Source organism: Nocardioides endophyticus (genome assembly GCF_039543845.1).
Lineage (GTDB): Bacteria > Actinomycetota > Actinomycetes > Propionibacteriales > Nocardioidaceae > Nocardioides > Nocardioides endophyticus.
Genome location: NZ_BAABKN010000009.1, coordinates 286,511 through 306,626 on the forward strand (window position 1 = coordinate 286,511; position 20,116 = coordinate 306,626).

Annotated in this window: 17 protein-coding genes and 1 pseudogene; 13 read left to right on the plus strand and 5 right to left on the minus strand. The window is 69.1% G+C overall.

All coding sequences use genetic code 11. The features are described from left to right. Window positions 1-10: 10 nt before the first annotated feature. From ABEA33_RS07415 to ABEA33_RS07430, 4 genes are all read left to right on the plus strand, one after another. Window positions 11-745, plus strand: a complete 735-nt coding sequence (locus ABEA33_RS07415; RefSeq protein ID WP_345526096.1) for a dienelactone hydrolase family protein — start codon at window positions 11-13, stop codon at window positions 743-745. 9 nt (window positions 746-754) lie between these two features. Then, window positions 755-2,020, plus strand: coding sequence for a phenylacetate--CoA ligase PaaK (gene paaK, locus ABEA33_RS07420; protein WP_345526097.1), 1,266 nt, complete (start codon window positions 755-757; stop codon window positions 2,018-2,020). Between the two features lie 399 nt (window positions 2,021-2,419). Then, window positions 2,420-3,319, plus strand: a complete 900-nt coding sequence (locus ABEA33_RS07425) for a hypothetical protein (RefSeq protein ID WP_345526098.1) — start codon at window positions 2,420-2,422, stop codon at window positions 3,317-3,319. Between the two features lie 354 nt (window positions 3,320-3,673). Further along, window positions 3,674-4,081, plus strand: coding sequence for a hypothetical protein (locus ABEA33_RS07430; protein ID WP_345526099.1), 408 nt, complete (start codon window positions 3,674-3,676; stop codon window positions 4,079-4,081). On the opposite strand, the gene ABEA33_RS07435 is transcribed toward ABEA33_RS07430, so the two are convergent. From ABEA33_RS07435 to ABEA33_RS07450, 4 genes and pseudogenes are all read right to left on the minus strand, one after another. Continuing rightward, window positions 4,078-4,317: a DUF1990 family protein gene (locus tag ABEA33_RS07435; protein WP_425577356.1), complete on the minus strand. Its 240-nt coding sequence runs from the start codon at window positions 4,315-4,317 to the stop codon at window positions 4,078-4,080. The genes ABEA33_RS07430 and ABEA33_RS07435 overlap by 4 nt on opposite strands. Beyond that, window positions 4,274-4,486, minus strand: a pseudogene (locus ABEA33_RS07440) (DUF1990 family protein); the annotation flags it as partial. The pseudogene ABEA33_RS07440 and the gene ABEA33_RS07435, both read right to left, overlap by 44 nt. After that, window positions 4,461-5,330 (minus strand): crotonase/enoyl-CoA hydratase family protein, encoded by an 870-nt coding sequence (locus ABEA33_RS07445; RefSeq protein ID WP_345526100.1) that lies wholly within the window; start codon window positions 5,328-5,330, stop codon window positions 4,461-4,463. The gene ABEA33_RS07445 and the pseudogene ABEA33_RS07440, both read right to left, overlap by 26 nt. After that, window positions 5,327-6,547, minus strand: coding sequence for an LCP family protein (locus tag ABEA33_RS07450; protein WP_345526101.1), 1,221 nt, complete (start codon window positions 6,545-6,547; stop codon window positions 5,327-5,329). The genes ABEA33_RS07445 and ABEA33_RS07450 overlap by 4 nt, the downstream gene beginning before the upstream one ends. Window positions 6,548-6,680: 133 nt before the next feature. On the opposite strand from ABEA33_RS07450, the gene ABEA33_RS07455 reads away from it, so the two are divergent. The 8 genes from ABEA33_RS07455 to ABEA33_RS07490 all read left to right on the plus strand — a co-directional run bounded on the left by ABEA33_RS07455 (window position 6,681) and on the right by ABEA33_RS07490 (window position 18,198). Continuing rightward, window positions 6,681-8,129 carry an LCP family protein gene (locus ABEA33_RS07455; RefSeq protein WP_345526102.1) on the plus strand — a complete coding sequence of 483 codons (1,449 nt, stop codon included), beginning with the start codon at window positions 6,681-6,683 and terminating at the stop codon, window positions 8,127-8,129. Between the two features lie 155 nt (window positions 8,130-8,284). Further along, window positions 8,285-9,196 carry a glycosyltransferase gene (locus tag ABEA33_RS07460; protein WP_345526103.1) on the plus strand — a complete coding sequence of 304 codons (912 nt, stop codon included), beginning with the start codon at window positions 8,285-8,287 and terminating at the stop codon, window positions 9,194-9,196. After that, window positions 9,193-10,095 carry a glycosyltransferase family 2 protein gene (locus ABEA33_RS07465; RefSeq protein WP_345526104.1) on the plus strand — a complete coding sequence of 301 codons (903 nt, stop codon included), beginning with the start codon at window positions 9,193-9,195 and terminating at the stop codon, window positions 10,093-10,095. The genes ABEA33_RS07460 and ABEA33_RS07465 overlap by 4 nt, the downstream gene beginning before the upstream one ends. Window positions 10,096-10,101: 6 nt before the next feature. After that, window positions 10,102-11,328, plus strand: coding sequence for a UDP-galactopyranose mutase (gene glf, locus ABEA33_RS07470; RefSeq protein ID WP_345526105.1), 1,227 nt, complete (start codon window positions 10,102-10,104; stop codon window positions 11,326-11,328). Further along, entirely contained in the window at window positions 11,325-13,334 is a 2,010-nt protein-coding gene (locus tag ABEA33_RS07475; RefSeq protein WP_345526106.1) for a glycosyltransferase, read from the plus strand. Before glf ends, ABEA33_RS07475 begins: the two co-directional genes overlap by 4 nt. Continuing rightward, window positions 13,327-14,241 (plus strand): ABC transporter permease, encoded by a 915-nt coding sequence (locus ABEA33_RS07480; protein ID WP_345526107.1) that lies wholly within the window; start codon window positions 13,327-13,329, stop codon window positions 14,239-14,241. Before ABEA33_RS07475 ends, ABEA33_RS07480 begins: the two co-directional genes overlap by 8 nt. Beyond that, window positions 14,241-15,029, plus strand: coding sequence for an ABC transporter ATP-binding protein (locus ABEA33_RS07485; protein ID WP_345526108.1), 789 nt, complete (start codon window positions 14,241-14,243; stop codon window positions 15,027-15,029). Before ABEA33_RS07480 ends, ABEA33_RS07485 begins: the two co-directional genes overlap by 1 nt. Window positions 15,030-15,312: 283 nt before the next feature. Beyond that, on the plus strand, window positions 15,313-18,198 hold the full coding sequence (locus ABEA33_RS07490; RefSeq protein WP_345526109.1) for an FG-GAP-like repeat-containing protein: 2,886 nt from the start codon (window positions 15,313-15,315) through the stop codon (window positions 18,196-18,198). Between the two features lie 40 nt (window positions 18,199-18,238). On the opposite strand, the gene ABEA33_RS07495 is transcribed toward ABEA33_RS07490, so the two are convergent. Continuing rightward, window positions 18,239-18,961, minus strand: coding sequence for a TIGR03089 family protein (locus tag ABEA33_RS07495; protein ID WP_345526110.1), 723 nt, complete (start codon window positions 18,959-18,961; stop codon window positions 18,239-18,241). A gap of 16 nt (window positions 18,962-18,977) precedes the next feature. Between ABEA33_RS07495 and ABEA33_RS07500 the strand changes: the two genes are divergently transcribed. Next, window positions 18,978-20,057 carry a mannose-1-phosphate guanylyltransferase gene (locus ABEA33_RS07500; RefSeq protein WP_345526111.1) on the plus strand — a complete coding sequence of 360 codons (1,080 nt, stop codon included), beginning with the start codon at window positions 18,978-18,980 and terminating at the stop codon, window positions 20,055-20,057. The last annotated feature ends 59 nt before the right edge of the window (window positions 20,058-20,116 follow it).

The window sequence follows — 20,116 nt, forward strand, 5'->3', positions numbered from 1 at the left end:
GGTCGCTGACATGGGTCAGACGATCGAGATCACCACGCCCGACGGCACCGCCCACGCCTACCTGACCGGGGAAACCGGCAAGCCGGGCGTGCTCTTCTACGTCGACGCGATCGGGCTGCGGCCGCAGATCGAGGAGATGGCCGACCGGATCGCGTCCTGGGGGTACGTCGTGCTCGCACCGCACGTCTTCTACCGCGACGGTGGCGCCGCCGAGCTGGCGCCGAAGGGCGACCTCCGTGACGCCGGGGCGCGGCAGGAGTTCTTCGCGGGCGGAGTGATGGACCGCGTGGACAGTCTGACGCCGGAGCTGGCCCGGACGGATGCCGCGGCCTGGGTCGCCGAGCTCGAGGAGCACGCCGGGGACGGTCCGATCGGCGTCACGGGCTACTGCATGGGCGCGCGGCTCGCCGTACGCACCGCCGGGTGGCACCCCGGGACCGTCGCGGCCGTCGGCGGCTTCCACGGTGGTCGCCTGGTGACCGACGCCGACGACAGCCCGCACCTCGCGATCGCGAACTCGACCGCGGCGTACGCCTTCGGCCACGCCGACCAGGACTCCTCGATGCCGATCGAGCAGGTCGAGGCGCTCGAGCAGGTCCTGCAGGACGCCGGGCTCGAGCACGTCAACGAGATCTACGAGGGCGCCGCTCACGGCTACTCGATGGCCGACACATCGGCGTACGACGAGGCCGGGACCGAGCGGCACTTCAACGTCCTGCGAGACCTGTTCGGACGCACCCTCTAGCCTGACCGGGTGACCGGCGAGGTCCCGCCCCTCGACCGCGGCGAGCTGGAGTCGCTCCAGCTACACCGCCTGCGGACCACGCTGCGCACGGCGTACGACGCGGTGCCGCACTACCGTCACGCGTTCGACGAGGCGGGCGTGCACCCGGACGATCTCGGGTCGCTGGCCGATCTGGCGCGGTTCCCGTTCACGACGAAGGCGGACCTGCGGGCCGAGTACCCCTTCGGCATGTTCGCGGTGCCGCGCGAGCAGGTCGCGCGCGTGCACGCCTCGAGCGGCACGACGGGCAAGCCGACGGTGGTCGGCTACACCCAGGGCGACATTGACACCTGGTCGGAGCTGATGGCCCGCTCGATCCGGGCGGCCGGCGGGAGGCCCGGGGATCTCGTGCACGTCGCCTACGGCTACGGGCTCTTCACCGGCGGCCTCGGCGCCCATTACGGCGCGGAGCGGCTCGGCTGCACGGTGGTGCCGGTCAGTGGTGGGATGACCGAGCGGCAGGTCCAGCTGATCGTCGACTTCGGGCCGCGGGTGATCATGGTGACGCCGTCGTACTTCCTCGCGATCCTCGACGAGATGGACCGCCAGGGGATCGACCCGCGGAGCACGAGCCTCGAGATCGGCATCTTCGGTGCCGAGCCCTGGACCGATGAGATGCGGCGTGCCGTCGAGGAGCGCTCCGGGATCCGGGCCGTCGACATCTACGGGCTGTCCGAGGTGACGGGGCCGGGGGTGTCGCAGGAGTCGGGGGAGACGCAGGACGGGCTGCACGTGTGGGAGGACCACTTCCTGCCCGAGGTCGTCGACCCCGTCACGCTCCAGCCGGTGCCGGATGGGGAACGCGGCGAGCTGGTGTTCACCTCGCTCACCAAGCAGGCGATGCCGGTCGTGCGCTACCGCACCCGCGACCTGACCCGGCTGCTGCCGGGCACGGCGTACCCCGCCTTCCGGCGGATGGAGAAGGTCACCGGGCGCACCGACGACATGATGATCGTGCACGGGGTCAACGTCTTCCCGAGCCAGGTCGAGGAGCAGATCCTCGCCGTCGAGGGGCTGGCCCCGCACTACCTCTGCGTCCTGACGCGACCGGGGAGCCTCGACGAGCTGACCGTGCAGGTCGAGGCCGTCACCGAGTCGTACGACGAGGGGCTCGGCGCCCGGCTCGAGGAGCGCATCAAGCAGCGGATCGGTGTCACGGCCCGGGTCGAGGTGCTGGCGCCGTACGGGCTGGAGCGCTCGCTGGGCAAGGCCAAGCGGATCAGCGACCGGCGGTAGCCGCGTTGGTCACGTCGGCGGCGGAACTGTGGATGCGGTCGTGAGGAGTCGCACTTGGCTAGCCCAGTCACCGAACCCGCTACTTCGAAGGCCTCGACCCAGTCTGCGCCCGGAAGTTCATGGTGAGTGAAGGAGTGATGGCCCACCAGCGAATACTGGGCGGTCTCTTCTTGCGCTCATTGGGTGGCTAGAGTCCGGCACGCGGAGGCGACGGCCACGAAATTGTGGCGCCCGTGACAAGTTTCTGCCGCTGTCGGGTAGAGATCTCCGCTTGTCGCAGCGTTCGCCGCGCTCGGCCGCTAGATTCTCAGCACTCGAAGCCGCAAGTCTGTGAGGGGAACATCGATGATCGAAGTTGAACTGGACATTTTCTCCGGACATCGAAATCCAAGGTGAGTGTTGGCCGACGACGAGATTGCAGATTTTCGTTCGCTGGCTCAAAGTGAGCGGGACAATTTGCTTCCACTCGCTCAAGCGCCCGCGGGGCTGGGCTTCAAAGGATATGTGGTTCGGGCGGAAGGAAAGGATGCGCGGTGGGTTTCCGCTCGTGGACTCCCGTCATTCTTTCGAGTACCTACACTGAATGATCCGTGGAGCGCCACACAACAACCCGTGCCGCTGAGTCGGTTTCTGCCGGACCCTAGCGTCCCGGTTCAGCCGCCAGCGATCGAGTCAGCCAGGAACGAGGGTTCAGGTCTCCAGTTGCGTGACGCGGTGATCTCCGGCGCTGTAGGTGACGCACCCGTGATGGCGGCCGCCGCGACCGCGTGCAGTCTGAACTACACTTCATGGAACGACTTCTCGTTCTGGAACGGCAGTCGCCAGTCGATCTCCCACTGTTACTGCTATGCCGCCAACTACTCGCCCGGGATGTTCGGCACTCCTGGCGTGGCGGGGGGCAACAACGGCATCAGGAGCAGGACGCCGTACGCCTCCGACAGGCCGACGGCAACCCAGTTCGCCAACGCGCTGAAGGCAGATGGGTGGAAGGAAAGCTGCACCGGAGCCAGCCTGTGCATAGTTGCCTATCTTGGAAAAATCACGGATCGTGCATCCGGGAACGTTGTTTTCTGGGACTTCCACTTTTACCGCAAGAATCTGAACGGATCCGCTGTCCGGTGGTGCCACAAGCCGGGCTCTCGCACCGCGCGCAACACCGATTCGTCCGGGAATTACATTACCGCCCCCGTTGATGCCAATAGGACAACCATCGACGGGCCTTACGAGATCCACTACGGTGAGAACGTGGGCACGTTCTACAGTCCTGCTGGGACGCGCTCTGTGGTGATCTCGGGATGAAGGAGACGCAGATGCTCAGCCGTCGTACCTTGGTGCTCGGATCGCTGTCGATTCCGATCGCCGTGACGACCGTGGCGATGCCACGCGCCCATGGGGCAACCACGAACGCGAACCAAGAGACTCAGAGCGGCGCAGACCTGTGTGCGTTCCTTAACCGCTCTTGGCTTGCCCAGGAGGGCACGGTTCGTGCTTAGTGCGCGCGTGGTTCGCCAGGGGAGCGCGGCAATCGCGGCCTTGTTCATACTGGCGTGCTCAGCTTCTTGCTCTGCGGAAGATGGTGGCACCCGCGCGGCTGTCGTAGTGCCCACATCCTCGGGCACCGGATCTCCTTCCACGAACGGAGATGGTTTAGCCATGTCGAGCGATGGAAAACCCGATTCGAGAGTGGTGTTTGTGCCAGCTTTTGCGAAGGGCTGGCCGAGTGCCGAAGCGGCCAGGTGTGCCGACCTCAAGGCACTTGAAGGCCCCGAGGCGCTGTATCTGGTCGGGGAGGTGTCCGATACCTGTCTCGGGCTTGTTCCTGGCGGACAGGTCGCGGTTTTCGCCGGGCCGGAGGCCAGCTCTCCCGATGACACGACCGCGGGTCGCGAAGTCGATGACGGGAGATTCGTCGTCCGCCGGGTCCTTCCGTCGATGAGCAGTGCGCAGACCGTCGCGGTGGATGTTGCCGAAACCGGCAGTCACCTGCTGATCGTCCACCGTGGGGGGGCGGAGCAGGCGCGCTCGCTCGACGACCTGATCTCGACCCTGGGTGACCGCTAACTGACGCCTGCTTCAGCGGCGCGCAGATACCGGTCGGTGACCCGGCTCTGCAGCCCGCGCGCCACCGGCCCGCCGAGGCGCGCCAGCTTGGTCGCCGGCCGTGAGAACGCGGTGAGCGTGAAGGTGATGCGGCCCGTCGCCGAGCCGCGACAGCAGGAAGAGCTCCTCGCCGGTCTCGGGGTGGCCCGGCAGGGTGCCGTAGGCGAACCCGGCCCGCTCGGGCTCGTCAACGACATAGACGACCCGGCAGGGGATGCGCAGGGCAAGCGGACCGAGACCGAAGCGCATGTCGACGACGGTGTCGGTGTCGGCGACGGGTCCGCTCGCCGCGACCAGAGCCCAGCTCCCTCGTGCACCCGCCAGGCGCTGCACCATCGCGCTAGAAGACGTTGGGCAGGTCCGTGACCGAGCTGGTGAAGACCGGCGGGCGCTTCTCCAGGAAGGCGGCGACGCCCTCCTTGCCGTCGCCGAGGGACTGCCAGTACATCGCGAGCGAGTCGGACAGGTGCGCCTCGAGCGGGTCGGCGGCGGCGCTGTTGCGGTAGAGCAGCCGCTTGGCGAGGCCGAGCGCGACAGGGGAGCGGTCGACGACGAACGACCGGGCGAGCTCCTGGGCCACCGGCACCAGGTCGTCCGGCTCGTGCAGGCTGCGCACCAGCCGGCCGGCGAGTGCCTGGTCAGCGGTGAGGATGTCGGCGGAGTAGACCCACTCGAGCGCCTGCTGGATGCCGACGATCCGCGGCAGGAACCAGCTCGACGCCGCTTCCGGGACGATGCCCAGACGGCCGAACACGAAGCCGATCCGCGCTTTCGTCGAGGCCAGGCGCAGGTCCATCGCGAGCGTCATGGTCGCGCCGATGCCGACGGCCGGGCCGTTGATCGCGGCGATCACCGGCTTCGGCAGCGCGTGGATCGCGAGCGTCACCTTGCCGCCGGTGTCGCGGACGCCGTCCTGGTACGGCGCCTCGTCGTACGCCGCGCGGAAGTCGGCGGGCGTGGGGGAGACCGACTCGTCGAGGCCGAAGACGTTGCCGGTGGCGTTGAGGTCCATACCGGCGCAGAACGCCCGGCCGGCCCCCGTCACGACGACCGCGCGTACGGCGTCGTCCCACGCGTCCTCGCGGAACACCTGCTCGAGCTCGCCCGCCATCGTCAGGTCGAAGGCGTTGAGGTGGTCGGGCCGGTCGAGCGTGAGGGTGGCGACGCCGTCGGTGTCGACCTCCCAGCGGAGGGTCTCGAAGGTGTTCATCCCGTAACGCTCCTAGGCAGACCCGTGGGCGTGCAGAGGCCCTTCGGGATGTCGTCGGTCTTGTCTTCCTTGATGTAGTCAAACATCTGCTTCGACCGCTCGGCATCCCAGTGCACGGCGAGGTCGGAGATCGGCACCCCGCAGGTCAGGCCCTGGTCGCCGTTGACGCGGGTCATCGCCAGCGCCCAACGGGCGGCGCCGAAGGGCGACATCCCCTCGCCGAACTTGAACGTGTCGGGCACCGCCATCATCACGTCCCAGTAGCGGAACGGGTTGACGAAGGTCCACGGAGACATCACCTCGGAGCCGACCGCGGAGACGACCTCGCGCTGGTGCTTCGCGCGGGTGATGTCGCCGTACCTCGGGTCCGTGTGCCGGGACCTCGCGTAGGCGAGCGCGACCCGGCCGTTGGCCTCCTGGCAGCCCTTCTTGATGTTCAGGCCCGCGAGCGGGTCCACCATCTTGAAGGTCGGGCAGATCTCGATGCCGCCCACCGCGTCCACCATGCTCACGACGCCTCCGAGGCCGACCTCGGCGTACTGGTCGATCCGGATGCCGGTGCTCTGCTCGATGGTCTTCACGAGGAGCTTCGGGCCGCCGTACGCATAGGCGGCGTTGATCTTCGTGGTGCCGTGTCCCGGGACGTTGACAAGCGAGTCGCGCGGGATCGACATCAGCAGGTTGGGCCCGGATCCGGTGTGCAGCAGCATGATCGTGTCGGTGCGCTTGCCGGCGGCGTTGCCGGTCGCGTACTCCTTGCGCTGCGCCTTGGTGAGGCCGGCGCGGGAGTCGCTGCCGACCATCAGGTACGTCGTGCCCGGCTGGTCGGCCGGGCGGTCGCCCTTGGGCTCGAAGTTGACCTTGTCGACCTTGCCCCACGAGATGAGCGGTACGGCGACCAGGTAGGCCACCCACAGCAGGAGCAGCACCAGCACGATGCGGAAGTAGAAGCGCGGGCCGCGGCGACGTGGTGTCCGCTCCTTGCCCGGGGCCGGTGCCACCGGCGGCGGGGTCGGCGGCGAACCCGCGCGGCCCTGCGGGGCGGCAGGTCGCCCGCCGGGCGCGCCCGCCGGCTGGTCGGTCGGCCGCGACATCGCGGGCATCACCCGGGTCTCGTCGGGCTTGGGCCCGGACGGGTCGGCGCCGCCGCCGTACAGCCAGTGGTACTCAGGCGTGCCCTCCGCGGGCTCACCGTCGCCGCGGGGACGCTCGTTCATGCGGCGACGGTACCCGGTCGCACCTGGCCTCCCGGGATCGCCCGGCGCGTCGTGTCGGATGTTGCGCCTGTGACTGGTGATACTGACGGGGCACCATCCTTCCCCGTACGACGTACTCGAGAGAGGCATCTCGATGCCGCCCGCACCTTCCCCCGAGTCGCAAGCCTCGCGCTTCACTCCCGGTGAGCGCGCGGCTCGCGTACGGTTCCGCCGGGCCGTCGCCCTGATGCTGATGACGCTCGTGCTGCCGGGCTCAGCGCAGCTGGTCGCCGGCAACCGGAAGGTCGGCCTGATCGCACTGCGGATCTGGGCCGTGCTCCTGCTGACGCTCCTCGTGACCGCGGTGGCCGGAGTGTTCTGGCACGGCCTCTTCTTCCGGCTCGCGTTCGACACCGCCGCGCTGCTCTGGCTGCGGCTGCTCCTGACCGGACTGGCGATCGGGTGGGCGTTCCTCTTCATCGACGCCTGGAGGCTCGGTCAGCCCCTGACGCTCAACATGGCGCACCGTCGCGCCGCGATCGGCGTCAACGGCGTGCTCTGCCTGTCGATCGCCGCGTCCCTGCTCTTCGGCGCCCACCTGGTCGGCGTCCAGCGCGGGTTCATCCTCGCCATGTCGGGGAACGGCGCGGTGTCCGACGCCCACGACGGTCGCTACAACGTGCTGCTGCTCGGCGGCGACTCCGGCGCCGATCGCTGGGGTCTGCGGCCGGACTCGATGACGGTCGCCAGCATCGATGCCGACACCGGCCGGACCGTGCTGATCTCGCTGCCGCGCAACATGAAGAACTTCCCGTTCGCCAAGGGCTCCGTCATGCGCGAGCAGTTCCCCGACGGGTTCGACGCCGACTACCTCAACGGCGTGAGCACCTGGGCGGGCGACAACACCGAGCTCTTCCCCGACTCCGACAACCCCGGGGTGGACGCCACGGTCGAGGCGATCGAGGGCATCACCGGCCTGAAGATCAACTACTGGGCGATGGTGAACATGCGCGGCTTCACCGACCTCGTCGACGCCGTTGGCGGCGTGACCCTCAACGTGCGCCAGCCGATCCCGGTCGGAGGCCTCGGGTCCGACGTCACGGGCTACATCGAGCCCGGCGTACGCAAACTGGACGGGCACGACACCCTCTGGTTCTCCCGGGCGCGCGACGACTCCGACGACTACTCGCGGATGGCCCGGCAGAAGTGCGTGATGGGCGCGATGCTCCAGCAGATCAGCCCGCAGACCGCCGTACGCAACTTCGCGGACATCGCCGACGCCAGCTCGGCGATGGTGTCGACCAACATCCCGGCCGGTGAGTTCTCCCGGTTCGTCCAGCTCGCTCTCGAGGCACGCGGCCAGAAGGTCTCCACGCTGTCGCTGGTGCCGCCGATGATCAACACCGCCGATCCCGACATCAAGCTGATCAAGCGCAAGGTCACCCAGGCGATCGACCGGGCCGAGGGCAAGGCCCCGGCGAAGGGCACCAAGCCGAAGAAGCCCGCCGGCGAGCAGGCCGAGACCGTCACCGGCGGCTCGGTGGGCTCCCTGAGCACCGGGTACGCCGCCAACGAGGCCGACGACCTCGGCAGCGCCTGTTAGTAGCTGGTGGTGGTCGCCGTACGCCGGTGTCCGGTGGTGACGGCAGTGCGTCGGTGCGGGGGTCTCGACGACGCTTGGCGCTGGCGCGCCTCCCTGCTCGACCATCGGTGGTCTCGAATCACCTTCGCCGTACGCCGTTCTCTAGGGTGTACGCCGTGCCCCCCGACGCCCCCCGCATTGCTGCCGTGGTCGTCACGTTCAACCGGATCGGCCTGCTCCGCGCCTTGCTGGAGCGTCTCGAGCAGGTCCCGGAGCTGGCCGAGATCCTGGTGGTCGACAACGCCTCGACCGACGGCACGGGGGGGTGGCTGGCCGGTCTGGGCGGACGTGTGCACGCTCGGACGCTGGACGAGAACGGCGGCGGCGCGCGCGGCTTCCACGACGGCCTGGCGTGGGCGGTCGAGCGGGGCGCCGACCTGGTCTGGCTAATGGACGACGACGGCCTGCCCGACGCCGGCTGTCTCCCCCGGCTGCTCGAGGAGCCCGATCTCGACTTCTGGGGCCCGCTCGTCGTGGACGAGGCCGACCTCCGCCAGCTGGTCTTCCCGATCCGGCTCCCGGGCGGCACCCGTGTCGTGCACCAGCTGGCCGACGTGCAGCGGGCGGCGACGGCGGGCCGGCTCGACGACATCGTCATCCCGTTCAACGGCGTCCTCGTGACCCGTGAGCTGGTCGAGCGGATCGGCCTGCCCCGCGCCGAGTACTTCATCTGGGGCGACGACCACGAGTACCGCCTGCGTGCCGAGGCCGCCGGCGCCCGGATCGCGACCGTCGTCGACGCGCAGGTCCGACACCCCGCGGTGGGCAGCCTGGGCACCCCGATGATGTTCGGGCGCACGACGTACAACCACAGCCCGAGCGATCTCAAGCACTACTGCATGGCGCGCAACAACCTGCTCAACCTGCGCGAGTACCGGGGGTGGCCGCACGCACTGGCGTTCGTCGCGAAGACCGTGTGGTTCTACACGTTCACCCGCCCGAGCCCCCGGCGCCTCGGCATGAGCCTGCGGGCCATGTACGACGGCCTGCGCGGCGACTTCACCGGCCACCGGAGGTACCTGCGATGAGCGCCGAGACCGTCGCCGTCGTCGTGGTCACCTACAACCGCGCCGACCTGCTGGAGCGGATGCTGGTCGGCCTGGCCGCGCTCGAACGGCTGCCCGACGCCGTGATCGTCGTGGACAACGCGAGCTCCGACCACACGCCGGGGGTGCTCGCGGCAGCGGCCAACCCGGGGCTGCAGGTCATCCGCACCGAGGACAACCTCGGCGGTGCCGGCGGCTTCCACCTCGGCGTGCGTACGGCGTACCACGGCGGCTTCGACCGGATCTGGCTGATGGACGACGACGTCATCCCCGCTCCCGACTGCCTGACCGTGCTGATGGCGCGCGACGAGGACTGCCTGATGGCGGTCCGCGAGGACACGGCCGGCCGGTTGGTCGAGAAGGCCGCCACCCGCTTCGACCTGCGCAACCCGCTGTCGATCCGGCCCAAGAAGGCGATGGTGGAGACCGACTTCGGCAGCCGAGACCGGATGCCCGACCTGGTCGAGGTGGAGAACGTGGCGTTCGAGGGCTTCATGGTCCGGCGCACCGTCGTGGACGCGATCGGGCTTCCCGACCCGTCGTACTTCATCTTCTACGACGACGTCGACTTCGCCGTCCGCGCCCGGCGGGCCGGCTACCGGATCTGGGCGGTCCGCGACGCGGTCCTCGTGCGGCAGCTCGACTTCAACCAGCAGCACGACCTGAGCGGGTGGAAGGGCTACTACATGTACCGCAACCTCTTCGTGGTGCACCTGAGGTACGGCGAGAACGTGCTGGTCCGCCTCAGGCCCTGGCTGATCACCGCGGTGGTGGTGCTGCTCAGCCCGCTGCGCGGTGGACGGGCTGAGGCGGGCAATGTGATCCGGGCCATGCGCGACGCGCGTGGAATGGGTGACGTACCCACCAGATCCGTAGACTGACCAACCGTGTCAGCCCCCCATTCCCAGGCCCGAGAGCGGGCAGAGTCCGGCCCCGATCTGGTCGTCGTCGGTTCTGGCTTCTTCGGCCTCACGATCGCCGAGCGTTGCGCCACCGAGCTGGGCCTGAAGGTCCTCGTGCTCGAGCGCCGCCACCACCTCGGGGGCAACGCCTACAGCGAGTTCGACGAAGAGACGGGCATCGAGGTGCACGTCTACGGGACGCACCTCTTCCACACCTCCAACAAGAAGGTGTGGGACTACGTCAACCGGTTCACGGACTTCACGGGATACCAGCACCGGGTCTTCGCGAAGTACCAGGGACAGGTCTACTCGTTCCCGATGAACCTCGGGCTGATCAACCAGTTCTTCGGCAAGAGCCACACCCCCGACGAGGCGCGAGCGCTGATCGCGGAGCAGGCCAGCGAGATCGCCACGGCAGACGCGACCAACCTCGAGGAGAAGGCGATCAGCCTGATCGGGCGGCCGCTCTACGAGGCGTTCGTCAAGGGCTACACCGCCAAGCAGTGGCAGACCGACCCGAAGGAGCTGTCGGCCGACATCATCACGCGGCTGCCGGTGCGCTACACGTTCGACAACCGCTACTTCAACGACACCTACGAGGGCCTCCCGGTCGACGGCTACACCGCCTGGCTGGAGCGGATGGCCGACCACCCCAACATCGAGATCCGTCTCGACACCGACTTCTTCGCAAATACCGATCGATTCCGTGTCGATGACTTCAAGGGCAAGGTCCCGATCGTCTACACCGGCCCGGTCGACGAGTACTTCGGCAATGCCGAGGGAAGCCTGTCCTGGCGGACCATCGACCTGGAGCGCGAGACCATCGACATCGACGACTACCAGGGCACCGGCGTGGTCAACGCCAACGACGAGGACCTGCCCTACACCCGGACGCTGGAGTTCAAGCACCTCCACCCGGAGCGCACCTACCTGCCGGGCAAGACCATCGTCGTGCACGAGTACTCGCGCTTCGCCGAGGAGGGCGACGAGCCCTACTACCCGGTCAACACCGCCGACGATCGAGCGAAGCTGCTCAAGTACCGCGAGCTCGCCAAGCAGGAGCCGATGGTGCTCTTCGGTGGCCGCCTGGGCACCTACAAGTACCTCGACATGCACATGGCCATCGGCTCGGCGCTCTCCATGTTCGACAACAAGCTGCGGCCGCACTTCGCCGAAGGTGCGCCGCTCACGAGTGGAGGGGTCGACGAATGAGCCAGACCGTACGCCGCGTACTGCAGCGCCAGATCATGCCCGCCGACCGCGACCTCGACGTGCTCCCGCTGTACGTCGACCCCGACCCCGCCGTACTGGACGCCGACAAGTACAACGTCGGCGGTGACAAGGGCGCCAAGGAGCTCAACAAGGCGTCGCTGCGCCAGTCGGTGAGCTCCGGCACGACGGTGCATCCCGACCAGATCGTCGATCGGCACGCGATCCGCATCGAGCAGGGTGAACGGCTCTCGTTCGGCAGCTACTTCAACGCGTTCCCCGCGTCGTACTGGCGGCGGTGGAGCATCGTCGACGAGGTTCGCCTGACCGTCGACCTCACCGGCACCGGTGCCAGCGTCACCGTCTACCGCTCGATGGCCAACGGCCGCTCGCAGCGCGTCGACTCGCGCCAGGTCGAGGGCGGGGACGACGCCAGCGGTTCCTTCGAGTTCGTGCTGCCGCTGCGGCCGTTCGCCGACGGTGGTTGGTACTGGTACGACGTGACCGCAGGGGACCAGGACGCCGTCGTGACGGCGACCTGGGACGCCGAGGTCCCCGCCGATCGCGCCGAGTCCGGCAGCGTCACGGTCGCGATCACGACCATGAACCGTCCGGACTTCTGCGCCAAGCTGGTCGGCCAGCTCGGCGAGGACCCCCTCGTGCTGAGCCTGCTCGACGAGGTGCTCGTCATGGAGCAGGGGACCCAGAAGGTCGTCGACTCCCCGGAGTTCCCGGCCGCCGAGAAGGCCGTGCAGGGCAAGCTCCGCATCATCGAGCAGGGCAACCTCGGCGGCTCCGGCGGCTACGCGCGCGGACAGCTGGAGGCCGTGAAGGCCGCCGTGTCGACGTACGTCCTCTGCATGGACGACGACGTCGTCTGCGAGCCGGAGGGCATCCTGCGCGCGGTCACCTTCGGCGACCTGGCTCGTCGGCCGACGATCGTCGGTGGCCACATGTTCAGCCTCTACTCGCGCTCGCGCCTGCACAGCTTCGGCGAGATCATCCAGTCGTGGCGCTGGTGGTGGATGTCGCCCGAGCACGTGCTGCCCGAGTGGGACTTCGCGGCGCGCAACCTCCGCTCGACGCGCTGGCTGCATCGCCGGGTCGACGTGGACTTCAACGGCTGGTTCATGTGCCTGATCCCGCGCCAGGTGCTCGAGGACGTCGGGTTGTCGCTGCCGCTCTTCATCAAGTGGGACGACAGCGAGTTCGGCGTCCGCGCCAAGGCCGCCGGCTACCCGACGGTGACCTTCCCCGGTGCCGCCGTGTGGCACGTCCCGTGGACCGACAAGAACGACGCCCTCGACTGGCAGGCCTACTTCCACCAGCGCAACCGGATGATCGCCGCGCTGCTGCACTCGCCGTACCCCCACGGCGGCCGGCTGATCCGCGAGAGCCTCAACCACACGATCGCCCACCTGGTGTCGATGCAGTACTCCACGGTCGAGCTGCGCCAGCTCGCGATGGAGGACGTCCTGGCCGGCCCCGACGGGCTGCACGCCCAGCTCCCGACCCGGCTCGGCGAGGTCAACACGCTGCGCAAGCAGTACGCCGACGCGCAGCTCAACCCCGACCCCGACGCCTTCCCGCCCGTGCGCAGGGCCAAGCCGTCGCGGCGCGGTCACAGCGAGCTCGAGGTGCCCAGCAAGCGCGCCCAGATCATCACCGCCGGGTTGCTGCCGCTGCGCCAGCTGCGCAAGCCGCGGCCGCTGTCGCGGGAGTTCCCGGAGGCGGAGGTCGCCGCCATGGACGCGAAGTGGTACCGCCTCGCCCGCCACGACTCGGCCATCGTCTCGATGCCCGACCAGACGTCGGCGGCGCTCTACACTCGGGACCCGGAGCTCTTCCGCGACCTGGTGAAGCGGATCACCGACCTGCATCTCAAGCTCTACCGCCGCTGGCCGGAGCTCGCTGCGGAGTACCGCTCCAAGCTGCCCGAGATCACCTCGCCGCAGGCGTGGGAGGAGACCTTCCGACCGTGGACCGATGTAGAGGCGGCCGATGACTGACGTGACGGAACCCGCTCGTGCGGCCGCTCCGCGCGAGATCCGCCACGTGGACGCACCGCTGCGGTCGCCCGCGGCGGGCACGGGCCTGCTCGAGGTCTTCCGCCGGCGCTACCTGCTGAAGCTGCTGGTACACCGCGAGATCTCCGCGCGCTACCAGGGCTCCGTCCTGGGTCTGCTCTGGTCCTACATCAACCCGCTGAGCCAGTTCTTCATCTACTACGTCGTGATGGGCGTGCTCTTCAACCTCCACGAGGACGTGGAGAACTTCGCCATCCACATGTTCTGCGGCATCATCATCGTCCACTTCTTCAACGAGACCTTCAACGCGGGCACGCGGTCCATCGTGCGCAACAAGGCGCTCGTGCAGAAGATGGCGATGCCGCGGGAGATGTTCCCGGTCGCGTCGATGCTGGTCTCCGGCTACCACGTGGTGCCGCAGGTGGTGATCATGGTGATCGCCTGCGTGCTGCTCGGCTGGACGCCGACGCTCGTCGGGATGGCCGCGCTGGTGACCGCGCTGATCATCATCATGGTGTCCGGCACGGCGATGGCGCTGCTGTTCAGCGCCGCCAACGTCTTCTTCAGGGACGTCTCGAACGTCGGCCAGATCATGACGAACTTCGTCCGCTTCGGCGTACCGATGATCTACCCGTACACGATGGTGCAGGACCGCTTCGGTGACTTCGCCCAGTACTACCTCCTCAACCCGGTCGCCGACGCGGTGCTGCTGTTCCAGCAGGCGTTCTGGGTCGGCACGACCGACGACCCGGCGGTGACGGCGGCCAAGCACCTGCCCGCCAACCTGTGGGCCTTCTCAGGGCTCGCGGTGCTGATGTCCGTGATCCTGCTTGGCATCGGCCAGCTCGTCTTCTCACGGCTCGAGAACAAGATCCCGGAGCGCCTCTGATGAGCGGCAGCGAATCGATCGTCGTCGACCACGCGACGAAGACCTTCACCCTGCGCTACCACCGCACGTTCAAGCAGATGACCGTCGCGGCCCTGAAGCGCCAAGACATCAGCGACACCTTCAAGGCCGTCGACGACGTCTCCTTCACGATCGAGCAGGGGGAGTCGGTGGGGCTGATGGGCCTCAACGGCTCCGGCAAGAGCACGCTCCTCAAGCTGATCAACGGCGTGATGCGGCCCGAGGGCGGGGCCGTCCAGACTCGAGGCCGGATCGCCGGCCTGATCGCGACCGGGGCCGGGTTCCACCCGCAGCTCACCGGCCGCGACAACATCTTCCTCAACGCCGCCGTCCTCGGCATGACCGAGGCCGAGACCCGTCGCAAGTTCGATGACATCGCCGAGTTCGCCGAGCTCGGCAAGTTCCTCGACTCCCCGGTGGGTCACTACTCGTCGGGCATGAGCTCGCGGCTGGGCTTCTCGGTCGCGATCCACGTCGACTCCGACATCTTCCTCGCCGACGAGGTGCTGGCGGTGGGGGACAAGCCCTTCAAGACGAAGTGCCTGGAGAAGATGCAGGAGATCCGCCAGAGCGGCCGGACACTGGTCTACGTCAGCCACGCGGCCGGCTCCGTGCGCAAGATGTGCGACCGCGTCATCGTGCTCGAGAAGGGCAAGCTCGGCTTCGACGGTGGCGTCGCCGCCGGGATCAAGTACGTCAAGTACGACACCGGCAACGAGACCCAAGAAGAGCTCGAGCAAGAGGACGACGAGCTCGGGGCAGACATCTAGCGCAGCGAAGCGGAGCTAGATAGCCGCCGAGTCGGCGGTAGTTTTCCCTCCCGACTCGGCGCGCCCACGGTCCGCAGGCAACGCGGTGACCCCGTGCGAGGGGCGATGTGCGCCGACCTCTGGCGAAATTACACGCCTGTAATTGATTGACAAATCCAAGATTCATCGGCGTGTCGAGTGGAAATTACATGTTTGTAGTTACTCACGAGACCTTTCGTGACTCCTGTGACGCGTGTGAAAGTTGCTCACTGTGTGACCTTCCCCCGCACTGGAGTAATGCCTCATGCCACCCAGCAAGATCCGTTTTGTCACGGCCTGCCAGCAGCTGTTGGCGCTCGGGCTCGTGATCGCTGTGCTCACCCCTGCGGCGAGCGTCATCAGCCTCGATGTCGTGCACGACCGCCCCGGCGAGACCGCCGCGAGCGGGCTCGCCGCCGACCTCAGCGCCTACGTCCGCGAGTCCGGCCGCACCTCGAGAGTGCCGGACGAGGTCGTGGACCCCGACGTCACCGAGTACGACCTGACGGCGTCCTCCACGGCGCCGCGGGGCGCCCGCACCAAGGCGGACATGCTCGCAGCCCAGCACTCGACCGAGGCTGCGGTCACCAGCGTCCCCGAACCGGTCGAGGGGTACGGCGCCGTCGGCGTGACGTGGGAGCACGGGACCAAGGTCCCCGAGGACGACATCGCGCTGCAGGTGCGCACCCGGACCGGTGGCACCTGGTCGGGCTGGATGGACCTCGAGTACCACGACGACCATGGTCCCGACCCGGGCACCGCGGAGGCCCGGCACGCACGTCCCGGCACCGACGCCCTGCTGGTGGGCGACGTCGACGACGTCCAGGTCCAAGTCGAGTCGACGACCGGCGACCTGCCGCCCGACCTGAAGCTCGCGGTCATCGACCCCGGCGTCGCGACCAAGACCGCCGTCGAGCGGCCGGCTCTGGACACGAACGGCACGGAGTCCGCCACACCCACGACCCCGCCGGCGACGGGTGGCACCCCGGAGACCGACGGCACTCTCGAGACCGAGCCGGGCGCCGGTGACGACGGCTCCGACCAGATCGCCCTGCAGGCCGCGACCTTCACCCCGAAGCCGCAGATCTACTCGCGTGCGCAGTGGGGGGCCGACGAGAGCATGCGTGACAAGAGCTCGCTGCACTACTTCGAGGTGCACGCCGGCTTCGTCCACCACACGGTCAACGCCAACGACTACACGCGCGAAGAGGTGCCGGGCATCCTGCGCAGCATCTACGCGTACCACACCGAGAGCCGGGGCTGGTCGGACATCGGCTACAACTTCCTGGTCGACCGGTTCGGGCGCATCTGGGAGGGGCGGGCCGGCGGCGTCGACCGCCCGGTGGTCGGCGCTCACACACTGAACTACAACGACTACTCGTTCGCGATGTCGGCGATCGGCAACTACGACATCAAGCAGCCGTCGAGCGCGATGATCGAGGCGTACGGCGCGCTGTTCGCCTGGAAGCTCTCCCTGCACGGTGTCGATGCCGCCTCCACCAACCAGCAGGTCGGCAAGAAGGCGTTCCCGGCGATCAACGGCCACCGTGACGCGGCCGCGACGGCGTGCCCGGGCAAGTACCTCTACGCGCGGCTGGCGGACATCCGGAACCTGGCGGCCCAGGCGCAGCGCGGGTGGTCCGGGCGTGAGCTCGAGTCCGACATCGCGTCGACCCCGCACCCCGACCTGGTCGCACGACGGATCAGCGACGGTCAGGTGTACGTGATCCCCACCGGAGGGCTGACCAACCTCGCCGGCCCGGTCGCGGCCGCCACCGGGCTGGCCGCGAAGGACCGCACGGTCGTGTCGCCCGACCTGACCGGCGACGGCATCCCCGACCTCATCGTGCAGCCGACCAAGGGGGCGGCCAAGGTGCGTCCCGGCACCGGCGTCGGCACGTTCGGCGCCCCGGTCAGCAAGATCGGACGGCTCAGGGGTCACAACCTGCTCACGGCGATCGGAGACGTCAACCGCGACGGTCGCAACGACCTGGTCGCCCGCGTCCCGTCGACCGGTCGCCTCGACGTCCTGCTGGGCAAGAGCGGCGGAGGATTCGCCGTACGGCGGCTGTCCGCTGCCTGGGGGAGGTACAACCTGCTCACGAGCATCGGCGACGTCAATGGCGACGGACGGGCCGACCTGCTGGCCCGCGACACCTCCGGGAAGCTCTGGATGCACGCCGGCAACGGCAAGGGCCGGTTCCGCAAGGCGGTGGCGCTGCCCGGGGCCTGGAGGTCGTACTCCTCGATCAGCGGTCTGGGCGACTTCACCGGCGACGGGCGCCCCGATCTCTTCGTGCGCAAGCGGGCCAACGGCTACGGCTTCGTGCTGCCGTCCCGCGGCAACGGCAGGTTCGGGCAGAAGCTCGGCCCGGTGGCCGCCACCAAGGCCGGCCCGGTCGTCGGCGTGGGTCAGCTGGTCCGCGACGCGACGCCTGACGTGCTGGTGCGCAGCTCCGGCGGCACGGTGTCGGTGCTCGGCAACTACGGCGGCACCGAGATCCGGACGCCGATCGCCTCCGGCGTCATGATCCCCACGGCCACTGCGCTGCTGAACGCCGGTGACTGGGACCGCGACGGCCACGGCGACATCATCACCCGCACCGCGGACGGCCAGCTGGAGCTGCGTCGCGGCGACGGTACCGGTCACTTCGCAGCGCCGCTGGTCATCGGGACCGGCTTCTCGGGGGTGGGCCTGCTGGCCGCCGTCGGCGACATGACCGGCGACGGCTGGCCGGACCTGACGGGCCAGCCGGCGGGCGGCGCGGTCCAGATCTACCCCGGCAACGGGCTGGGCGGGCTGAAGGCCAGCTACGTCGCGCGCGGCGCGGTCAGCGCCACGGCCCAGATAGCGGTCGGGCGTTGGAACGCCGACGGCGCCCCCGACACGGTCTTCCGCAAGGGCGGGAAGGCGACTCTGTACGTCGGCAACGGGCCGGGCGGTCTCACCAGCAAGCGTGCGCTCGGCGTCGACCTGACGCCGTACGACTGGGTGATCGGCATCAGCGACATCGGGCTGACCGGCCACGCCGACCTGGTGGTGCGCAAGAAGTCGAACGGCAAGCTCTTCCTGCTGCCGGGCTCTCCGTCCGGATTCGGGAAGCCGCGGTTCCTCGCCCAGGGGATGGGGGTCTACGACCTGGCCGGCTAGGGCCGGCCAGGGCCCCGGCTAGACGTGGTGCTGCTCGCCCTCAAGGGAAGCGAGCCGTGGCGCGCTCCGCGACGTACGTCGCAGCGAGCCGCTCCGGTTCGGAGTGGACGACCAGCACCAGCGAGCCGCCGCGTGCGAGCGGCTCGGTGAAGGAGGCGAGCCCCGGTGGGGAAGCCGGGTTCGCCTCCGAGAGAAGGCGGCCGCCGTCGGACAAGAGGCGTCCGACGGCGGCCGCTCTCCACGTCTCGGCGTGAGTGTGGTCGCCGTACTCGCCGGCCGTCGCGGGGTCCTCCGCGCCGGGCGGGTCGTAGGACACGAACGCATCGGGCTGGGACCAGACCTCGATGCCGACGTCGTGCACGTCGGCCGGCACCGGCTCGGCGAACCGTACGCCGAGCGGCAGCAGCGAGCAGGCCAGCACCGGCCGGTCCCCGGCGTACGCCGCCCACCGATCCAGCGAGTCCGGGCCGCAGACGACGGCGTCCGCCTCGTCGTCGGGCCCGACGACGACCAGCCCGACGGTCCAGGCGGCTCCCAGGAAGACGGGCCCGAGCCAGTGCGTGGGCAGGTCGATGGCGAGGCGCTGCCCTCGCTCGAGATCGTGCTCCTCGGTGAGCAGCGACGCGGTCTTCGCGACCCAGTTGGCATAGGTCGTCGCGGACAGCTCGACGCGCTCACCTGTCGCCTCGTCGTAGAAGGTCACGAGTGGTCGGCCGGGATCCGTCCGCAGCTGGCGCGCCAGCACGTCGCTGAAGGTCGTCACGCCCTAGGGTCCCACCATGTCTTCGATCGACCACTTCTGGGCCGCGATCCCCGCCGGTGGCGCGGGCACTCGCCTCTGGCCGCTGTCGCGCTCCTCGGCCCCCAAGTTCCTGCACGACCTGCGTGGCGAGGGTCGGACCCTCCTCCAGGAGACCTATGACCGGCTGGCCCCGTTGGCCGACGAACGCGTCGTCGTCATCACCGGCCAGGCCCACCGCGAGGCGGTGCTCGGCCAGCTGAGCGAGCTCGGCCCGGACTCGGTGATCGCCGAGCCGTCGGCCCGCGACTCGATGGCCGCGATCGGCCTGGCCGCCGCTCTGCTCGAGCGGTCCGACCCGGACGCCGTGATGGGCTCCTTCGCCGCCGACCACGTGATCACCGACCCCGAGCTCTTCGCGGAGGCCGTACGGCGCGCCGTCGAGGTCGCCCGCGACGACTGGCTGGTCACCCTCGGCATCGAGCCGACCTTCCCGTCCTCGGCGTTCGGCTACGTCCACGTCGGCGAGCCGCTCGCTGCTCACCCCGGCGCGGCTGTGGTCGCGGAGTTCGTCGAGAAGCCGTCGGTCGCCACGGCCGAGGCCTACCTCGAGACCGGCCGCTACCGCTGGAACGCGGGCATGTTCGTCGTACGCCCGAGCGTGCTGCTGGACCTCCTCCGGCGCTGGCACCCCGAGTTCGCACAGACCCTGCGCGCGATCGCGGCCGATCCGGACCGGCTCGACGAGCTGTGGCCGGCGCTGCCGAAGATCGCCCTCGACCATGCGGTCGCGGAGCCCGCCGCTGACGCTGGCCGGGTCGCGGTCGTGCCGTCGTCGTTCCACTGGGAGGACATCGGCGACTTCGACGCCCTCGCCACGCTCTTGGACCAGACCGGGATCCCGGTCTCGGTGCTCGGTGACGCCGGCTCGGTGCTCGGTGTCGACAGCACCGGGCTGGTGGTGCCCGGCAGCGGCAGGGTCGTGGCCGTCGTGGGCCTGGACGACGTGGTCGTCGTGGACACCCCGGACGCGCTGCTCGTGACGACCCGGGCACGCGCCCAGGAGGTTAAGCAGGTCGTCGCGGCACTCAAGGAGAGCGGTAGGTCAGATCTGACCTGACTCCTCTGGTTTCGAGACGCGTCGCACACCTCGCGCTGGCGCGCGGTGCGTGCCGACGC